This is a genomic window from Desulfonatronovibrio hydrogenovorans DSM 9292, from assembly GCF_000686525.1.
Classification (GTDB): domain Bacteria; phylum Desulfobacterota; class Desulfovibrionia; order Desulfovibrionales; family Desulfonatronovibrionaceae; genus Desulfonatronovibrio; species Desulfonatronovibrio hydrogenovorans.
This window is the reverse complement of record NZ_JMKT01000009.1, coordinates 226,961-243,830: the sequence shown is the minus strand read 5'-3', so window position 1 is coordinate 243,830 and position 16,870 is coordinate 226,961. Positions and strand designations below refer to the sequence as shown.

The 16,870-nt window shown below is 47.2% G+C and carries 18 protein-coding genes; 14 read left to right on the top strand and 4 right to left on the bottom strand.

Annotation, left to right across the window (positions count from 1 at the left end; translation table 11 throughout):
* Positions 1-3: 3 nt before the first annotated feature.
* From P771_RS18255 to P771_RS16730, 13 genes are all read left to right on the top strand, one after another.
* Complete coding sequence (locus P771_RS18255; RefSeq protein WP_051617163.1) at positions 4-393, top strand: hypothetical protein; 390 nt, start codon at positions 4-6, stop codon at positions 391-393.
* An 86-nt stretch (positions 394-479) separates the two neighbouring features.
* Positions 480-1,274 (top strand): hypothetical protein, encoded by a 795-nt coding sequence (locus tag P771_RS0106455; RefSeq protein ID WP_028574503.1) that lies wholly within the window; start codon positions 480-482, stop codon positions 1,272-1,274.
* A gap of 62 nt (positions 1,275-1,336) precedes the next feature.
* Entirely contained in the window at positions 1,337-1,906 is a 570-nt protein-coding gene (locus tag P771_RS0106450; RefSeq protein WP_028574502.1) for a cupin domain-containing protein, read from the top strand.
* Positions 1,907-2,061: 155 nt separating this feature from the next.
* Positions 2,062-3,714, top strand: coding sequence for an AMP-binding protein (locus P771_RS0106445; RefSeq protein ID WP_028574501.1), 1,653 nt, complete (start codon positions 2,062-2,064; stop codon positions 3,712-3,714).
* A gap of 33 nt (positions 3,715-3,747) precedes the next feature.
* Positions 3,748-4,410, top strand: coding sequence for an HAD family hydrolase (locus P771_RS0106440; protein ID WP_035243995.1), 663 nt, complete (start codon positions 3,748-3,750; stop codon positions 4,408-4,410).
* A gap of 63 nt (positions 4,411-4,473) precedes the next feature.
* Positions 4,474-4,776, top strand: a complete 303-nt coding sequence (locus P771_RS0106435) for a YggT family protein (protein ID WP_028574499.1) — start codon at positions 4,474-4,476, stop codon at positions 4,774-4,776.
* A 33-nt stretch (positions 4,777-4,809) separates the two neighbouring features.
* The gene (locus tag P771_RS0106430; RefSeq protein ID WP_028574498.1) at positions 4,810-5,310 is read left to right on the top strand and encodes a DivIVA domain-containing protein; all 501 of its coding nucleotides are present in this window, start codon (positions 4,810-4,812) and stop codon (positions 5,308-5,310) included.
* Between the two features lie 34 nt (positions 5,311-5,344).
* Positions 5,345-5,641 (top strand): DUF167 domain-containing protein, encoded by a 297-nt coding sequence (locus tag P771_RS0106425; protein WP_028574497.1) that lies wholly within the window; start codon positions 5,345-5,347, stop codon positions 5,639-5,641.
* Positions 5,642-5,661: 20 nt separating this feature from the next.
* Complete coding sequence (locus tag P771_RS0106420) at positions 5,662-5,892, top strand: hypothetical protein (RefSeq protein WP_028574496.1); 231 nt, start codon at positions 5,662-5,664, stop codon at positions 5,890-5,892.
* A gap of 1 nt (position 5,893) precedes the next feature.
* Positions 5,894-7,582 (top strand): biosynthetic-type acetolactate synthase large subunit, encoded by a 1,689-nt coding sequence (gene ilvB, locus P771_RS0106415; protein WP_028574495.1) that lies wholly within the window; start codon positions 5,894-5,896, stop codon positions 7,580-7,582.
* A 10-nt stretch (positions 7,583-7,592) separates the two neighbouring features.
* Positions 7,593-8,072, top strand: coding sequence for an acetolactate synthase small subunit (ilvN, locus tag P771_RS0106410; protein ID WP_028574494.1), 480 nt, complete (start codon positions 7,593-7,595; stop codon positions 8,070-8,072).
* 207 nt (positions 8,073-8,279) lie between these two features.
* Positions 8,280-9,269 (top strand): ketol-acid reductoisomerase, encoded by a 990-nt coding sequence (gene ilvC, locus P771_RS0106405; protein ID WP_028574493.1) that lies wholly within the window; start codon positions 8,280-8,282, stop codon positions 9,267-9,269.
* A 60-nt stretch (positions 9,270-9,329) separates the two neighbouring features.
* On the top strand, positions 9,330-11,099 hold the full coding sequence (locus tag P771_RS16730) for a GspE/PulE family protein (RefSeq protein ID WP_035243994.1): 1,770 nt from the start codon (positions 9,330-9,332) through the stop codon (positions 11,097-11,099).
* A gap of 73 nt (positions 11,100-11,172) precedes the next feature.
* Here P771_RS16730 and P771_RS16725 read toward each other — a convergent pair whose 3' ends face one another.
* The 4 genes from P771_RS16725 to P771_RS0106380 all read right to left on the bottom strand — a co-directional run bounded on the left by P771_RS16725 (position 11,173) and on the right by P771_RS0106380 (position 14,380).
* Positions 11,173-11,607, bottom strand: a complete 435-nt coding sequence (locus P771_RS16725) for a hypothetical protein (protein ID WP_035243993.1) — start codon at positions 11,605-11,607, stop codon at positions 11,173-11,175.
* Positions 11,604-12,758, bottom strand: a complete 1,155-nt coding sequence (locus P771_RS16720; RefSeq protein ID WP_051617162.1) for a sensor histidine kinase — start codon at positions 12,756-12,758, stop codon at positions 11,604-11,606. The genes P771_RS16725 and P771_RS16720 overlap by 4 nt, the downstream gene beginning before the upstream one ends.
* The gene (locus P771_RS0106385; RefSeq protein ID WP_244147298.1) at positions 12,745-13,359 is read right to left on the bottom strand and encodes a cobalamin B12-binding domain-containing protein; all 615 of its coding nucleotides are present in this window, start codon (positions 13,357-13,359) and stop codon (positions 12,745-12,747) included. The genes P771_RS16720 and P771_RS0106385 overlap by 14 nt, the downstream gene beginning before the upstream one ends.
* A 133-nt stretch (positions 13,360-13,492) precedes the next feature.
* On the bottom strand, positions 13,493-14,380 hold the full coding sequence (locus tag P771_RS0106380; RefSeq protein WP_028574491.1) for a DMT family transporter: 888 nt from the start codon (positions 14,378-14,380) through the stop codon (positions 13,493-13,495).
* 156 nt (positions 14,381-14,536) lie between these two features.
* Here P771_RS0106380 and P771_RS0106370 point away from each other — a divergent pair, with 156 nt between their 5' ends.
* Positions 14,537-16,831, top strand: coding sequence for a cysteine synthase (locus P771_RS0106370; RefSeq protein WP_028574490.1), 2,295 nt, complete (start codon positions 14,537-14,539; stop codon positions 16,829-16,831).
* The last annotated feature ends 39 nt before the right edge of the window (positions 16,832-16,870 follow it).

The following is a 16,870-nucleotide window of genomic DNA, read 5'->3' as shown; positions in this document are numbered from 1 at the left end:
TTCATGGCCCAACACAAAGTCAAAAAGTTCCCGGCCTACAACTGTGTTTTTTTCAGATTAGGCAGTTGTGTCTACGAGGAGGCCCTTAATCCTGGATTTGATCCCAAGGTCCAGTGTTCAGTCCTGGCTGAACTCGAAAAAAAGTTTGATCATCTGCTGCACCAGGCTGACGTATTCAGGTTGACCAGCGAACAGGTTCACACCATATGGGCTTCAAGATTTGGTGAAGAAATTTCCTGGGACTCTCTTTGTACCTCTTATATGCCCCAGGCTGAACTGGATGATCGATGCCGGTATCTTTTCGGCAATTCCTGCCTTGGGTTTTTACCCCGGTGTCTGGGAATCTGTTCCAGTTATTCCGTTTTTAAGCCGAAAAAAGATATTGAGAGTTAACAGGTATTTTCATATAAAAAACCCGAGCCCTCCTGAAAGGTGGGGGGTTGACAGGCATACCACGATTTGAACAACTGAGGAGTGCAGTGAATAAAGACAGTCTGATTATCCATTTTCCTTTCATGCATGAAGACTTTGTTTCTGAGCAGTTAAGATCTCTGGCTCTTTTCCTCAATCCCGGGCTTGTGGAAGATACTCCCAATGCCTTTCGTCCTGAACGGCTGGTCCTTTCTCCCAAAGAAGCCAATTTTTTTCTTAATCAAAGCATTCAGTTCGGAGAACAGTTCAAAAAACCCTCTGACATGGCTTACCTGGGAGTGAAAAACAATGATGATTTTTATTCCGACACCTCCCTGGCCTTGAGGTGGCAGATCTCCACCTATGATCAAGACAAAAATCATACCCAGCCCAGTCAGGAATTGCTGCAGGCTCAGCAAATGCTGATCCTTGAATATGTATTTGAAGAAAGGGTTGCTGACCTGCGTCTCCTGGACAGGGACCTTGGTGAAACCTGGAAAAAATTCGACCAGGATCTTGGAATAGAACGCGAAGATGGTGACTTTGCATATATTGACCGGGACCCGGTATCAGGGCTTTCCACATCTGCAGACTGGAAAAAACTGTTATGGGCCTTTGCCATGCTTTTACCCCGGAGTGTCTTTCTACTGGTCCATGATCCAGAAACCGCTTCTGAACTGGAGGAGGCTGGTCTGAGCTGGAGAGAGGTTGACCACAGGGATTATTATAACCCTTTCCCTGCAGGCCTCCAGCTTTTCTCCGGTGTCTTGAAATCAGGTCAGAAAACCACCCACCTTTCCAGGCTGAAAAACGACTTGTTTTTTCTGCATGTAAAATCTGGAGAAAACCAGAGGGCGGGTTGACCAAAATTAACCCAATGACCTATTGATCTATTTTTATTTTCAAATTGCCTTGAGGAGGAAGGATGATCAAGGAAAGAATCGGCCATAAAATCAAAAAGTTCAGAGAACTGGAAGAAATAACCCTGGAAGAGCTGGCTGCCAGGAGCGGATTGGATCAGGAATACATCATGGCCATTGAGGAAGAGGGGATGTATCCTTCTCTGGGCCCGCTTCTGAAGATAGCCAGAGCCATGGGGACAAGATTGGGAACATTCCTGGACGACACCATCAGCCAGGACCCACTGGTTGTCCGGCTTGAAGAAAGGCAGGAGGAATCCGGTCTTCTTAAAGGAACGGAAAAACCTGCAGCTCTGCGTTTCTTTTCCCTGGGCAGGGGGAAAAGTGATCGTCATATGGAGCCTTTTTACATTGAAATATTCCCAGATTCTGCCAAAGACAAGAAGCTGTCATCTCATGAAGGTGAAGAGTTCATAGTGGTTGTGTCCGGTGAAATTGAGATAACCTATGGTCAGGAAACTCATGTACTCAAGCCTGGAGACAGTATTTACTACAACTCCATTGTCCCTCACCATGTTTCTTCAAGAGGCGGTCAGACTGCAGAAATATATGCTGTCCTGTATTTTCCGGATTAACCAGGTTTTCTTCTCAGGAGCAGTTCAGAAAGGACTGGCTTCCTAAGAATACTGAACAAGGATGCCTCCGGTCTGGCCCTGATTTCTGCACAGGAACATTCAGCCGGAGAAACCAGGGAAATTCAAGTTGAATCTTATTTTGGAGAGTTTACTTTATGTGGGATAAGCCGTTAAGAGAAATCACCCTTGGACATCTGCTGGATGAAGCAGTTGAGAGATATCCCGACAATGATGCAGTGGTTTATGTTGACCGGGACTACAAGCTTACTTATCGCGAATTTTCTGACGTGGTTGACAAGCTGGCCAAGGGACTCATGTCCATTGGTGTCCAAAAGGGGGAAAAGGTCGCTATCTGGGCAACCAATGTCCCCCACTGGGTAGCCTTGCAATTTGCAACTGCCAAGATTGGTGCGGTTCTGCTGACTGTGAATACTTATTACAAAAGACATGAGCTGGCTTACCTGCTTAAACAGTCTGAATGTGAGAACCTGGTAATAATTGATGGGTTCAGAGATACTGATTACGTTCAAACTGTGTATGAACTTGTTCCGGAGCTGAAGACCAAGCCTAGGGGACATCTAAGAAGCAATGACTTCCCTCACTTGAAAAGGGTCCTTTTTCTGGGTCAGGAAAAACACCGGGGCATGTATTCAGTACCGGAGATCATGGCCTTGGGGGGAATGATCACTGATTCAGAATATCTGGCCAGGCAAAAGAGTCTTAACCCTCACGATGTGGTCAATATGCAGTACACTTCAGGAACCACAGGTTTTCCCAAGGGTGTTATGCTGACCCATTACAATATCGCCAACAATGGCTACTGGATTGGAGAAAACCAGAAACTGACCCATGAAGACAGGATATGTCTTCCAGTTCCCCTCTTTCATTGCTTCGGATGTGTTCTGGGGGTCCTGGCTGCAGTGAGCCACGGTTCCACTCTGGTTATCCTTGAGGGTTTTAATCCTCTCCTGGTCATGACCTCTGTAGAGACTGAGAAATGCACTGCCCTTTACGGTGTGCCTACAATGTTCATCGCCATCCTGGAACACCGCATGTTCGCCAAGTTCGATTACTCATCTCTCAGGACAGGCATTATGGCCGGATCTCCCTGTCCCATCAAGGTCATGCGTCAGGTCATGGATAAAATGAATATGAAGGATATAACCATCTGCTACGGCCTGACAGAGTCTTCTCCGGTGATGACCCAGACCAGAACAGATGATGACATCAGTAAAAGGGTTGAAACTGTAGGCAGGCCTATGCCCGAGGTTGAAATCCGCCTGGTGGATCCGGAAACTGGTCAGGAGGTGCCGACTGGAGTCCAGGGAGAAGTCTGCTGCAGGGGCTACAATACCATGAAAGGATACTACAATCTGCCTGATGAAACGGCTAAAACCATTGACAGGGACGGCTGGCTTCACTCAGGAGATTTAGGGGTCATGGATGAGGATGGTTATTTAAGCATAACCGGGCGTCTGAAAGATATGATTATCCGGGGGGGAGAGAACATTTATCCCAGGGAGATAGAAGAATTCCTGTATACCATGGAAGGGGTACAGGATGTCCAGGTTGCAGGTGTGCCCAGTCAGAAGTATGGTGAAGAAGTCGGGGCATTCATCATACTCAAACCTGGATATGACTATGCACCCGAAGATGTGCGGGATTTCTGCAGAGGCAAGATTGCCAGATATAAGACTCCAAAGTATGTGGCCTTTGTAAACGAATATCCCATGACAGCTAGTGGTAAAGTCCAGAAGTATAAATTGCGCGAGGCAGCACTGGATTATTTTCCCCAGGCAATTAAGTAATTTTTCCCATTACCCAGTAATACGGGAGGTATTTTGCAGCTGTGCAATCCTTTTTTAAAAGACCCCGGCCTGAAAGAGATTAAGGGTATAGTATTCGATTGTGACGGGGTCCTTTTTGATTCCAAAGATGTAAACATCCATTTTTACAATCAGGTCCGAAGCTGTTTTGATCTTTCCCCCATGTCCAAGGAACAGGAAGATTTTGTTCATATGCATTCGGTGCAGGAATCATTCAACCATATTCTGCCCCTGGGCTATGAATCAGAGCTTTCAAAGATCAAGGACAAACTGGATTATTCGAGTTTACTGCCCCATATGCGCATGGAAGAAGGTCTGGTTGAGCTGCTTGAACTTTTGAGTCTGAGAAAGATCAAAACCGCAATCAATACCAACAGAACAACAACCATGGATCTGCTTCTGGCAACCTTTGGGCTTGATAAGTACTTCTGGCCGGTTGTAACCGCATCTGATGTAAGCAGGCCCAAGCCTCATCCGGAAAGTCTTTTTAAGATAATGGATATCTGGTCTGTTTCTGCAAGAGAGATGGTGTTCATCGGTGACTCCATCGTTGACCAAGAAACAGCCCAGGGAGCTGATGTTCAGTTCTGGGGATACAAAAACGACGGTTTGCAGGCAAAAATGCTTGTTCCTGATTTTTGGATTCTACGCGATTTTTTGATGCGCAATCTGGATTAATTTAGTAAACTGTTTGTAAAAGATAAGCCCTGCAGGATGTTGTCCTGTTCATATGGAGGAAGGATGTTCGTTTTCAGCAACTTTTTAACTGCCATAATCAGCGTAGCTGATACCCTGCTTTCCCTTTACTTCTGGATAGTAATCATTTCAGCTCTGTTGTCCTGGGTCAATCCTGATCCCTACAACCCTATTGTCCGGATACTCCGAAATCTGACTGAACCAGTTTTTTACCGTGTCCGCACCTGGATTCCCTTTACCAACCTCGGCGGCATTGATCTCTCTCCGGTGGTTGTCCTGATCGGCATCCAGTTTATCCGCATGTTCATTATACAAACCCTTTATCAAATGGCTGCTGGGGTTGGATAGGCGGATCAATCCCCGGCATGAGGACGCAAAATTATGGACATATCCAAAATTGACATACTTAACAAAAAATTCTCTTCTTCTTTGTTTGGCTATAAAAAACAGGATGTTGAAATGTTTCTGCAGGAGCTGGCCGACTATGTGGGGACCCTGGCGGAACAGAAGATGGACTTGGAACGCAGTCTCAAAGGCCTGGAAGAAAAGATTCAGGAGTACAGAGGAAGGGAGGAAATACTCCAGAATACTCTGGTGACCACCCAGAAAATGACAGATGATATCAAGTCCAATGCTCAAAAGCAGGCCAAACTGATCATCCAGGAATCTCAGTCCAAGGCTGAAGACATTTTAAGACATGCCCATAAACGGCTGGCCCAGATTCACGAAGACATCTCTGAGCTGAAAAAGCAGCGGGCTCATTTTGAAATCAAGCTCAGGTCCATAATCGAGTCTCATCTTAAGCTCCTGGATTCTCAAGATGAGGACAATCTGCACCTGGAGGAAGCTGAATCCAAGCTCAAATTTCTGCAGAAAGCCTGACCTTCAATCTGGAGTTGATCAGTCGATACTGGAAATGAATTACTTTGAAAAAATCAGCAACAATACATGGAGAATCAATGTCCTGGTTCAGCCCAGGGCCAGGAAGGATGAAATCGCCGGCATTCATGATCAAAGGATGAAAATCAGGATAAAGGCGCCACCAGTGGACGGCAAGGCCAATCATTATCTGTGTGCATTCCTGGCTGGGGTCATTGGCCTGAGAAGGAATCAGGTCGTGGTGGAAAAAGGGTTGTCATCCCGATGTAAAAGTGTGGTTGTTTCGAATGTGGACAGACAGACAATGGAACTTTTTTTTAAAAAAATACAATAAGTTCATTTAAGGAGGGCGTAATGGAGCAATTCGAGCTGGAATTGATTGCCAAATATGGGGAAAAGGATGAGGAACTCAAACAACTGTGGGATGATCATATTTCATATGAAAAAATTTTGGAAAAGTATGAAACCAAACCTTTTTTAACCCCGGTTGAAGAACAGGAAGTAAAGGAACTGAAGAAAAAGAAACTGGCCGGCAAAACAAAAATGCATACGATTCTCGATAAATATAAAACAGCGGAGGAATAAAATGGAGCTCACCGGGGCTCAGATCCTGCTTGAAAGCCTTAAGCGGGAAGGTGTGAAACATATATTCGGTTTTCCTGGTGGAGCGGTCATTGATATTTATGACCAAATTCCAAACTATCCGATCCAGCATTATCTTGTGCGCCATGAGCAGGGGGCTGTGCACGCTGCGGACGGATATGCCAGGTCAACCGGCAAGGTAGGGGTCTGTCTGGTCACTTCTGGTCCCGGAGCCACAAATACTGTGACCGGCATCGCCACTGCCTACATGGATTCCATACCTATGGTTATTTTCACCGGGCAGGTGCCGACTCCGCTCATCGGCAATGATGCCTTTCAGGAAGTTGATATTGTGGGCATCACCAGGCCTTGTACCAAGCATAACTACCTGGTCAAGGATATTGAAAAGCTGGCCGGAACTATCAAGGAAGCTTTTTACATTGCTTCTACAGGAAGACCCGGCCCAGTGCTGGTGGACCTGCCCAAAGACATTATGCAGGCCAAGACTGGTTATGAATATCCGGAAACCATCAGCATCAGAAGTTACAACCCTAATTATCTGCCCAACAGAAAACAGGTCAAAAAGGCTGTAAGGCTCATTGCCAAGGCTGAAAAGCCGCTGATCTATGCCGGAGGCGGGGTAATATCCTCCCATGCAGGCCAGGTCCTGACCAGACTTGCCAGAAAGCATGCGATTCCTGTCACAGCCACCCTGATGGGCCTGGGGGCATTTCCTGGCAATGATCCTTTGTGGCTTGGAATGCTTGGAATGCATGGGACTTTTCCTGCCAACATGGCTGTGAACAACTCCGATGTTCTGATCTCTGTCGGGGCCAGATTTGATGACCGGGTCACCGGAAAAGTGAACACTTTTGCACCTAGAGCCAAGATCATTCATATTGACATAGACCCGACATCCATCCGCAAGAACGTATCTGTGCATATCCCCATAGTATCCGACTGCCTGAATGCTCTTGAAGCCATGGAACAGGAACTGGACAGCCTTGAGGACCTGGACTGGCAGCAAAAACACGACAGCTGGTTAAAAAAAGTCCAGAAATGGGCTGACGAACATCCCCTGAAGTATGAATCTAAAGAAGGGGTTGTAAAGCCTCAGTTCGTTATGGAAAAAATCTACCAAATCACTAAAGGGGAAGCCATCATTTCCACTGAAGTGGGTCAGAACCAGATGTGGGCGGCCCAGTTCTATCGGTATCATGCTCCAAGAACGCTTTTGACTTCCGGAGGACTTGGCACAATGGGATACGGCTTTCCTGCTGCCATCGGCGCCCAGGTGGCCCATCCTGACAAACTGGTTATTGATATTGCAGGGGACGGTTCTATTCAGATGAATATCCAGGAAATGGCCACTGCCATGAGTTACAAGCTCCCGGTCAAGATAGTCATCCTCAACAATGGATACCTAGGCATGGTCAGACAATGGCAAGAGCTCTTCTACAACAGGAATTACTGCTCCACCTGCCTCCATCTGAACCCAGACTTTGTCAAGCTGGCCCAGGCATTTGGAGCTGAAGGATACCTGATTGAGAAAAATGAGGATGTGGAGCCTGTTTTGACTAAAGCCTTTGCTTCGCCCCTTCCCTGCATTGTTGACGTCCGGGTGGAACCAGAGGAAAATGTATATCCCATGGTTCCGGCTGGGGCCTCACTGACTGAAATGCTTTTGGTTTAGGAGGCTGACTATGAGACATGTCCTATCAGTTCTTGTGGAAAATGAGCCCGGAGTCCTGTCCAGAGTTGCCGGCCTTTTCAGCGGGAGAGGCTTCAACATCGACACTCTCAATGTTGGCCCCACCCTTGAAAAGGGTATCTCCCTGATGACCATTACCACTTTTGGAGACGAACAGATAATCGAACAGATTGTTAAACAACTGCGTAAAGTTGTTTCTGTAATCAAAGTCGTGGATCTGACCGATCTAAAGTCCGTAGAAAGGGAAATGGTCTTGATCAAGGTCAATGCAGAAGACTCCAAAAGAGCGGAAATACTCAGAGTAGCCGATATCTTCAGGTGCAAGGTTGTGGATGTCAGTGTGGACGAAATCACTCTGGAAGTCACAGGTGATCAGGGTAAGATCAAGGCCATTGTCAATCTGCTCCAGCGGTTCGGGATCAAAGAATTTGCCAGAACCGGAACTGTAGCCCTGCGCAGGAGCATGCAATAGTAAAAAAACAATAAACCTTCATAAGCCGGGCTTATCTGGATGAAAGGCCAGTGATGCACCCAGAGCAATATTGGTTTCACCTCCCAGCATCCTGACTAGTGCTCTGTTGATAATTAATTTTGGGCTGGCCAAGCTGCCTCATCTTTTTGCCGACTTGCCGGTCAAGTGCATTTTTCAATGTTATACAAATAAGTTAAGGAGTTATTGATGAAAGTTTATTATGAAAACGACGCTGACTTATCCATACTTAAAGACAAGACCATTGCCATAATCGGCTATGGCAGTCAGGGACACGCCCACGCCCAGAATCTGAGAGATTCCGGACTGGACGTTGTTGTTGGGCAGCGTCCTGGAGGAGAAAACTGGAAGCAAGCCAGGGAAGACGGCTTTGAGCCGGTTTCAGCTGCTGATGCAGCCATGAAGGCTGACCTGATTCAGATCCTGGTTCAGGATCAGTATCAGCCCGTGGTTTTTGCAAAAGAAGTCCTGCCCAACCTGACTGCTGGCAAGGTCCTGGTTTTCAGCCATGGTTTCAATATCCATTTTAATCAGATTCAGCCGCCCAGGGATGTGGATGTAGTCATGGTCGCGCCCAAAGGCCCCGGACACCTGGTTCGCAGGGAATACGTCAAGGGTGGCGCAGTGCCGGCTCTTGCTGCTGTTCACCAGGATTATTCCGGGAAAGCCATGGAGTATGCCCTGGCCTATGCCAAGGGGATCGGCTCAACCAGGTCAGGTGTAATCCAGACTACCTTTGAGGAAGAGACGGAAACCGATTTGTTCGGCGAACAGGTTGTCCTGTGCGGAGGAGTGAGCGAACTTATCAGATGCGGCTTTGAAACCCTGGTGGAAGCAGGGTATCAGCCTGAAGTAGCCTACTTTGAATGCATGCACGAGCTCAAGCTGATAGTTGACCTGCTGTATGAAGGTGGATTCAGCAAAATGCACCATTCAATCAGTGATACAGCGGAATATGGAGATTATTCCAGAGGCAAGCGGATTGTTTCACCTGAGGCCAAGAAGGAAATGAAAAAAGTCCTTGAAGAGATCCAGGACGGAACTTTTGCCAGGGAATGGATCCTGGAAAACCAGGCTGGAACCCCTGGCTTCAAGGCCATGCGACGCAAGGCCCACCAGCATCAGATTGAAGAAGTCGGAACAAAACTTAGAAAAATGATGCCCTGGCTCAAGAAATAATTGTTCATCCATCTCCAGGCCCTGTGAAAGCAGGGCCTTTTTTGAAAGGTTTTCAGTTTAATGCTGGAAAAAAAAACCACTGATCATGCCAAACCTGATAACAGGTATGCTTATCTGGTCAAAACCGGCTGTTTGAGCCCTGCCAGCCTAGACAAGGCCATGGAAATTGCAAAAGAGCACCAGAAATCCATGGACGACGTCCTTCTTGACTCATTTGCCGTGGATAAAGCGGAACTGGGCAAGTCTCTTGAGACCTATTATGATGCCACCTTCGTGGCTTTTGATCAGTCCTTTGAACCTCCATACGAGCTTTATGAGCAGAAAAGGCTTGATCCTGATTTTTTGAAAAAATACCAATGGGTTCCTTTAAAAAAAGAAGGGAACAATATAATCGTGCTGGTCAGCAACCCCTTTGACCTGGGACGGCTGGATGAAATCCGGTTTATATTCGGAACCAGCCGGATTATACCCCAGGTGGCCACTGCCAGAGATATTGAACTGTTCATTGATCACTTTCACCAGCAATATAAGTCCGAGCAGGATATATCTTCTCTGGTGGAGGGTATGGATATCGGATCTGATCAGGCGGTTGACGATTTCATTGAAGATAACGAACTCTCCGAACATGACAGTGAAGTGGTCAGACTGGTCAATGCCCTGTTGCTTGAAGCCTGGAAAAGAAACGCTTCAGACATTCATATCGAACCCAATGTCCGTTCCAGATACTGTCTGATTCGACTCAGGATAGACGGTACCTGCCATGAATTCAGAAAACTCCGCCTGCCTCTGGCCAGACCCCTGGTTTCCAGAATCAAGATCATGGCCCACCTGGATATTGCTGAACGAAGACTGCCCCAGGATGGCAAGGTCAAGATCCGTCTGTCCGAGGCAAACAGGGTTCTGGAGTTCAGGGTGGCCACCATTCCTACCATGGAAGGGCAGGAGGATGTGGTCATGAGGGTCCTGGCCTCTGGTAAGCCCATGTCACTGGAGGAACTGGGTCTCAGTAAAGATAATCAAGTCAGCTTTGAGCGTCTGATTCACAGTCCCTACGGACTGATTCTGGTGGTGGGACCCACTGGATCGGGAAAAACCACTACCCTGCATTCAGCAGTCAGCTATATCAACACCCCTGAGCGCAAGATCTGGACTGCTGAAGATCCGGTTGAGATCAGCCAGGAAGGATTGCGCCAAGTCCAGGTGAACCCGAAGATCGGGCTGACTTTCGCTTCGATTCTGCGCTCTTTTCTCAGGGCTGATCCCGACGTGATAATGATCGGGGAAATGAGGGACAGAGAAACAGCCCACATAGGCGTTGAAGCCTCCTTGACCGGTCATGTGGTTTTCAGCACCCTGCATACCAACACTGCTCCGGAAACCGTAACCAGACTCCTGGACATGAATCTGGATCCATTTAATTTTGCTGATTCCCTGCTGGGAGTCTTGGGCCAGAGGCTCATCAAAACCCTGTGTCCATCCTGTAAAGAAAAATATTTCCCAACTGCCGATGAAATGGAAGAGCTGGCCCTGGAATACGGTCAGGGATTCCAGGGCCGGCTGGAAAAGGCTTTTCTTCACGATTCGGTTCTGTACAGGGCAAAGGGCTGCAGAAAATGCATCGGAGGGTATAAGGGAAGGATCGGCATCCACGAATTAATGCTAAGCACTGAGGGCATCAAGCGGATGATCAAGTATAAAAAGCCTACAGAAGAGGTCAGGGCTCAGGCCCTGAAAGAAGGGATGCTTTCCATCAAGCAGGACGGGATAATAAAAGTCCTATCCGGAATAACCGACATTCATCAGGTCCGCTCAGCCACAGGTTCTTCCTGAGTATTATAGATGACAACTATCCATCCTGCTGCCTTGAGCTGATCTTATCCTTAAGCTGGTTCAATCCAAAGTATTAATTGGTGCTCAAGCGGGCAAAGAGGGCCTGGTTGACGATCATGAAGTCATATATGGGATAAATTTCCTGATAAGCGTCCTGGGAGAGGTGTTTTTTCAGGACATTGACCCAGATATCCAGCTGGGCTGGCCAGTAAGTCAGTTTGAACCCATGAGCCCTGTAGGCTCTGAATACCCAGATGACTGTATCAACCAGCACGTCAGGACGATAATCAAGAATCAAGGATGAAATAAACCTGGCATGGTTTCTATGATTGTCCTCCATCATGTCCCGGTTGTTTTTCCCGATGAGGCTATCCAGATCCGGCCTGGCAGACATGATCATGTTCAGCTCAGCTGCCATAATCTGGCTTTTTTCCCCATACTCTGAAGCCGACTTGATGGAAGGGGGGGTGATCCGGGCAGCCCTTTCAATAAGTTCTTGTCTGTTCATTTCTCATGGACTCCATCTTTATTCTTGTCTGTCAAAGGTAGAGAAATGTAGAATGTCGAGCCTTTTCCAGGCTCGCTTTCCACCCAGATCTTTCCCTTGTGCCCCTTGATTATTTTTTGAACAATGGCCAGACCAAGACCTGTGCTCTTTTCTCCTTCAGGCAAGGCTACGCTGGTCTTGGTAAAAGGTTGAAAAATTTTTTTAAGGTCATCCTTAGGAATTCCCGGACCCTGGTCAGAAACAGCCACTGTAACCTGTTCAGAATTTAAAAACACACTTACTTTAACTACTGTGCCTGACGGAGAAAATTTGACCGCATTGGACAAGAGATTGTTCATGACCTGCTCGATCTTCATTGAGTCCAAAGGGACCAAGGGCAGGCTTTCATCCTGATGAAGATCAATACGGATTTTTTTCTTCTGGGCCATGACCTGGTTAAGGGCGATCCAGGACCTTGTAAGGGCAGCCAGGTCAGCAGACTGGATATTTAAGTCAAGCCTGCCTGCCTCTATTTTGGCTACGTCCAGCAGATCGTCCAGAAGATTGAGCATGAATCTGCTGGAACTTTGAATGGCCTGTAAAAACTGGATATGTTCCTGGGTCAACTCTGGACCAGCTTCTTCCAGTAAAAATTCACTAAGGCTGTCAATGGCCCCTATGGGATTTCGCAGGTCATGGGCGGCCATACCCAGAAGATGATTCTTTAATTGGTTGAGTTTGGACAATTCAGCATTTTTCTTTTGCAGCTCACGGTTGAGATTACTGAACTCATTATTAAGGTCGATCAGGCTTTTTCGCAGGGACTCGATTTCCAGATGGTTGAGTTCGCCCACAGCAATAATTTTGTCACCATGTTTCAAAAATCTGAAGTAAAACGTCTGAGGCAGGCCGGTGTAAGAGGAAATATTCAGCAGGTGGGTCTGATTGTTTTCAGCCATGATTTTCTGAAAATTAAAATTTTCAGAAAAGTCGACAATAACCTGATTGAAGTCCTTGCCCTTGATATCTTGACCAACAATATTCAGGGCATAGTTGTTTGCTTCAACTATTAAACCCTGGCTGTCCAAAACAAGAATCAAGACGGCTGATTCCTGAAGCAGGTATTCACTCAGGATATGGCCAGAAAAAATGGATGCTTTAAGCTGGCTCATAACTTTCCAGAAGGGCTTCCAGATGGTAAATCGAGGCAACATACTCAACCCCTGGAAACCTGCTGCTGATATCCCTTCCTCCCCATTGAAAGGCCTGTCCCCCGACTATGACTTTCAGACCTGGATGGGCCTTTTTTATCAGTTCAAGAATCTGGTACAAAGAATTCATATTGAAATAGATACTTAATGAAAGTGCAAGCATATCCGGCTGTTTATGATGGATAATATCCATCATTTCAGATGCAGGAGTATTGGCACCCAGAAAGTACCCATCCCAGCCGTTGAGTTCAAAAAAGTCTGCCACCATTTTTCCGCCGATCTGATGGAATTCGTTGGCTATGCAGGAAATAACAGCTTTTCTGCCGTTGTGTTCAGCAGCAAAAATTCTTGGATAGGCCAGAGTGAGCAGACTCTCGGTGATGGAAGTGGCCATGTGTTCTACAGCAACTGATATCCGGTTGTTTTCCCAGAGCTCGCCAACCTCATACAATGATTTTTGAAACAAGCCCAGGTAAAGATCATGAATTGGGACATCCTTTTCCAGGAGTTCTTTAACTATCTTGAAACACTGGGCTCGGTCACCTTCAAGAAGGCATTGCATATAGTGCTTATATAATTTTTCTGTGATCATGGCTGTTTGGATTAAAAAAATAGGGCAGGTTGCATGCCCTTCAACTTAAAAATATCCGGATCGGTGTAAAAAATCCAGGTAATTTAGGATGGTTGTCTGATTCTTAATCTGACCAGCCCCGGGTTCTGCTCTGGATGATAAGGCCTGACATGATCAGGGCCAGCCCGATTAAAGTGGACGAAAGTATCTGTTCACCCACGAGAAAGTAAATAAACACAAGAGACAAAAAGGGCGAGAGATAGATCAGATTGCTTACCTGGGCCGTTGTCCTGGAAAGACGAAGAGCCATCAGCCAGAACACAAAAGTAATACCCATTTCAAATACCCCCACATACATTGCTCCGTATAACCCCCGGATATCCCCGAAGCTGAATGTGGTTACAAAGGGTAAAAAAATGCTGATGTAAACCAGTCCGGCGCAAAAGTTCAGAAAAAGCTTTAATAAAGGATCAAGACTGTCCCTGGTGTTATATATCCAGTACAGGGACCAGATGATGGTGCTCCCCAGGGCCAGGCTGACCCCCAGAGGATTGGAAAATTCAAGCCCCAGGACGTTTCCCCGGGTGGAAATGACCAGAGTCCCGGAATAACTGATCAGAATGGCCAGGATCTGAGCCTTGGTAATTCTTTGCTTTAACAAAGGGATGGACAAAAGGGCCAGGGTTATGCCCCAGGTATAGTTCAAAGGCTGGGCTTCCTGGGCCGGCAACAGATCATAGGCCTTGAACAGCACAAGATAGTATAAAAAAGGGTTGAGAAAACCCAGCACCAGGGAGGATTTAATATTAGAGATTGAAATCCTCATCCAGAAAAAAGGACCGAAAAAGTAGATGCACAGGCAGCCAAGCACCAGAGTTGACGTTAGACCGGAATAAAAGAGCAGCTGCACATGGTCCAGGTATCGAAGAGAGATCTTAAAGGCCGAGGCAACAGTTGACCAGATGCCTACGGTGAGCAGGGCATATAAATAGGCTTTTTTTTGATCTGACATAAACTGGGCATCATCTTGAAAAATTATTAAAGAATTTTTTACTTGAAAAGATATGCTTACGGATTTATTTAAAACTTTTGTCTTTTTTGATCAACACATATCCGGGCCAGAATCCGGCAGGACCCGGGATCCATCATAAAGCATGCGACATCCATAATGAACAACCTCCTCTCTCTTATCGGCAGCACTCCTCTGGTGGAAATCAGGAACATCTCCACCAATCCCAAGGTCAAGATTCTGGCCAAGCTGGAAATGAAGAATCCAGGGGGTTCGGTCAAGGACAGGGTAGCCCTGGCCATGATTGAGCGGGCGGAAAATACCGGAGACCTGGTTCCCGGCAAGACCGTCATCGAGGCTACGTCCGGAAATACCGGCATTGGTCTGGCCATGGTCTGTGCGGTAAAGGGTTATCCCATCAAGCTGCTCATGTCCTCGGCTGCTTCAGAAGAAAGGAAAAAAATCATGCGGGCTTACGGGGCCGAGATAGTTCTGACTCCAGGGCATCTGAGCACGGATGGAGCCATAGAAGAAGCCTACCGCATGGCCAGGGAAGAACCTGACCGGTATGTGCTCATGGACCAGTTCAATAACCCGGCCAGCATTGAAGCCCATTACCGGACAACTGGACCTGAAATATGGGAGCAGACCAGAGGAGAGGTCACCCATGTGGCGGCATGTCTGGGTACCACCGGGACCATCATGGGCATTACCAGGAAGATGAGAGAGATCGATCCAGAAATCCGGTGTATAGGCATTGAGCCCTATCCAGGCCATAAGATTCAGGGTCTCAAAAATATGCAGGAGTCATACCCTCCTGGAATATATGACAAGAAATTTCTGGACCAGGTTATTCACGTCAAGGACCAGGATGCTTTTGCCATGTGCCGGGAACTGGCTGAAAAAGAAGGGCTTTTTGTAGGCATGAGTTCGGGAGCCGCCATGGCCGGGTCACTTGAGCTGGCCAAAATGATCGACCAGGGTACGATTGTCACAATTTTCCCGGACAGCGGAGAAAGATATTTGAGCACTGCCCTGTTCAGTTCCCCTGATCAGGGCGGGATCAAGATCTTTGATTTACGCTCCCGGACCAAGGTATCCATGCAGAGTACTGCCAAAAAGCCTGTTTTATTTACCATAGGGCCCAGAACAGACTTTCCGGATGATCCTGATTTTTGGAGAAGGGCAGTACTCCTGGATGTGGTCCATCGATTTCTGGTAAAAAAAGGTGATCAGTCAAAGCCAGCGGTCGCTGTGGCTGACTTTGATGACCGGACCCTGGAAGCTGTCCGGAAAAAAGGAATGAGTCTTAAGGAGTTCAGCAGTCGATCCATAGATCTTCTTGAGAACCTGGCAGCTGAACTCAACTTGAGTAAAGAATTTAGATTTGTTCCAGCCTCGGCCAACCTGGAAAAAGGAGTACAGATCTGCTCCAGACTGTTATCCAAAGGCCTGGCCTATGAAAAGCTGCGCTCGGTTTATTTCGATGTTGGCCGGGATGCTGAATACGGACATTTATCAGGCATTGATCCTGAGTCCATTATTTCGGGCAAGACCGTGGACCTGGAAGATTATGTCAAAGACAGCCCCAGGGATTTCACTCTGCTTAAACGGGCCAGCCTGAAAGATCTCAAAGAGGATAATGTCCTTAAAACCAGATGGGGCAATGTCCGTCCCTCATGGTATCTCCAGATGGCTGCTTCAGCCCGGGAATCTCACCTGGACCTGGTTCTTGGTGGAGAAGCTCATTTCTTCCCCCACCTGGATAATTTGAAAAGCCTCTGGCAGGGTGCCATGAACCTGATTCCCCAGTGCTGGATGCTGGCCCAGGCTGTCAGACCCGAGCCAGGTACATCCTTACTGCCGGGACTCAATGACCTGTTTTCCCAGGGAACCGGTTATCTGGCCCTCAGGCTATGGCTGCTGTCTGCATCATACCATAAAAGTCTGATTTTTTCGGAACCCAGTCTGAACATGTGGATGAAGAACTGGCACAAAGTCCAGGATCTTTATGCCATATTGAAGTCAGGCAGGTTTGACCAGGACGGGGAATCAAGAGAAACAATCATCAAAAAGTGCACTGAACTGAGGCAAAGCCTGGACAGACACCTGGAAGATGATCTCTCAATATACAGATTCTGGCCTGATCTTCTATCCTTTTGCAAAGAAATCAGGAAGGTATCCCAAGCTCTCCAGCTGAGCCAGGCTGAAGCTGATGCCTGTCTGGAAGCTTTAAAAGATATTGATGATATTCTGGGTATTTTGGACTGGAACAATCTGCCTCTGGCCGAAAATGAGTTCCCAGCCGGGCTGTCTCAGCTAATACAGGAAAGAATAACAGCCAGGAACAACAGGGATTACGTCCTGGCTGACCAGCTGAGACAGAAGCTCACAGAGCTTGGTTTTCGTCTGGAGGACACTCACACCGGCCCAAGGGTCTACAAAGTCAGATGATCAAGGTTGTCCAGGTAAGAATGCCAGACTTCAGATTAA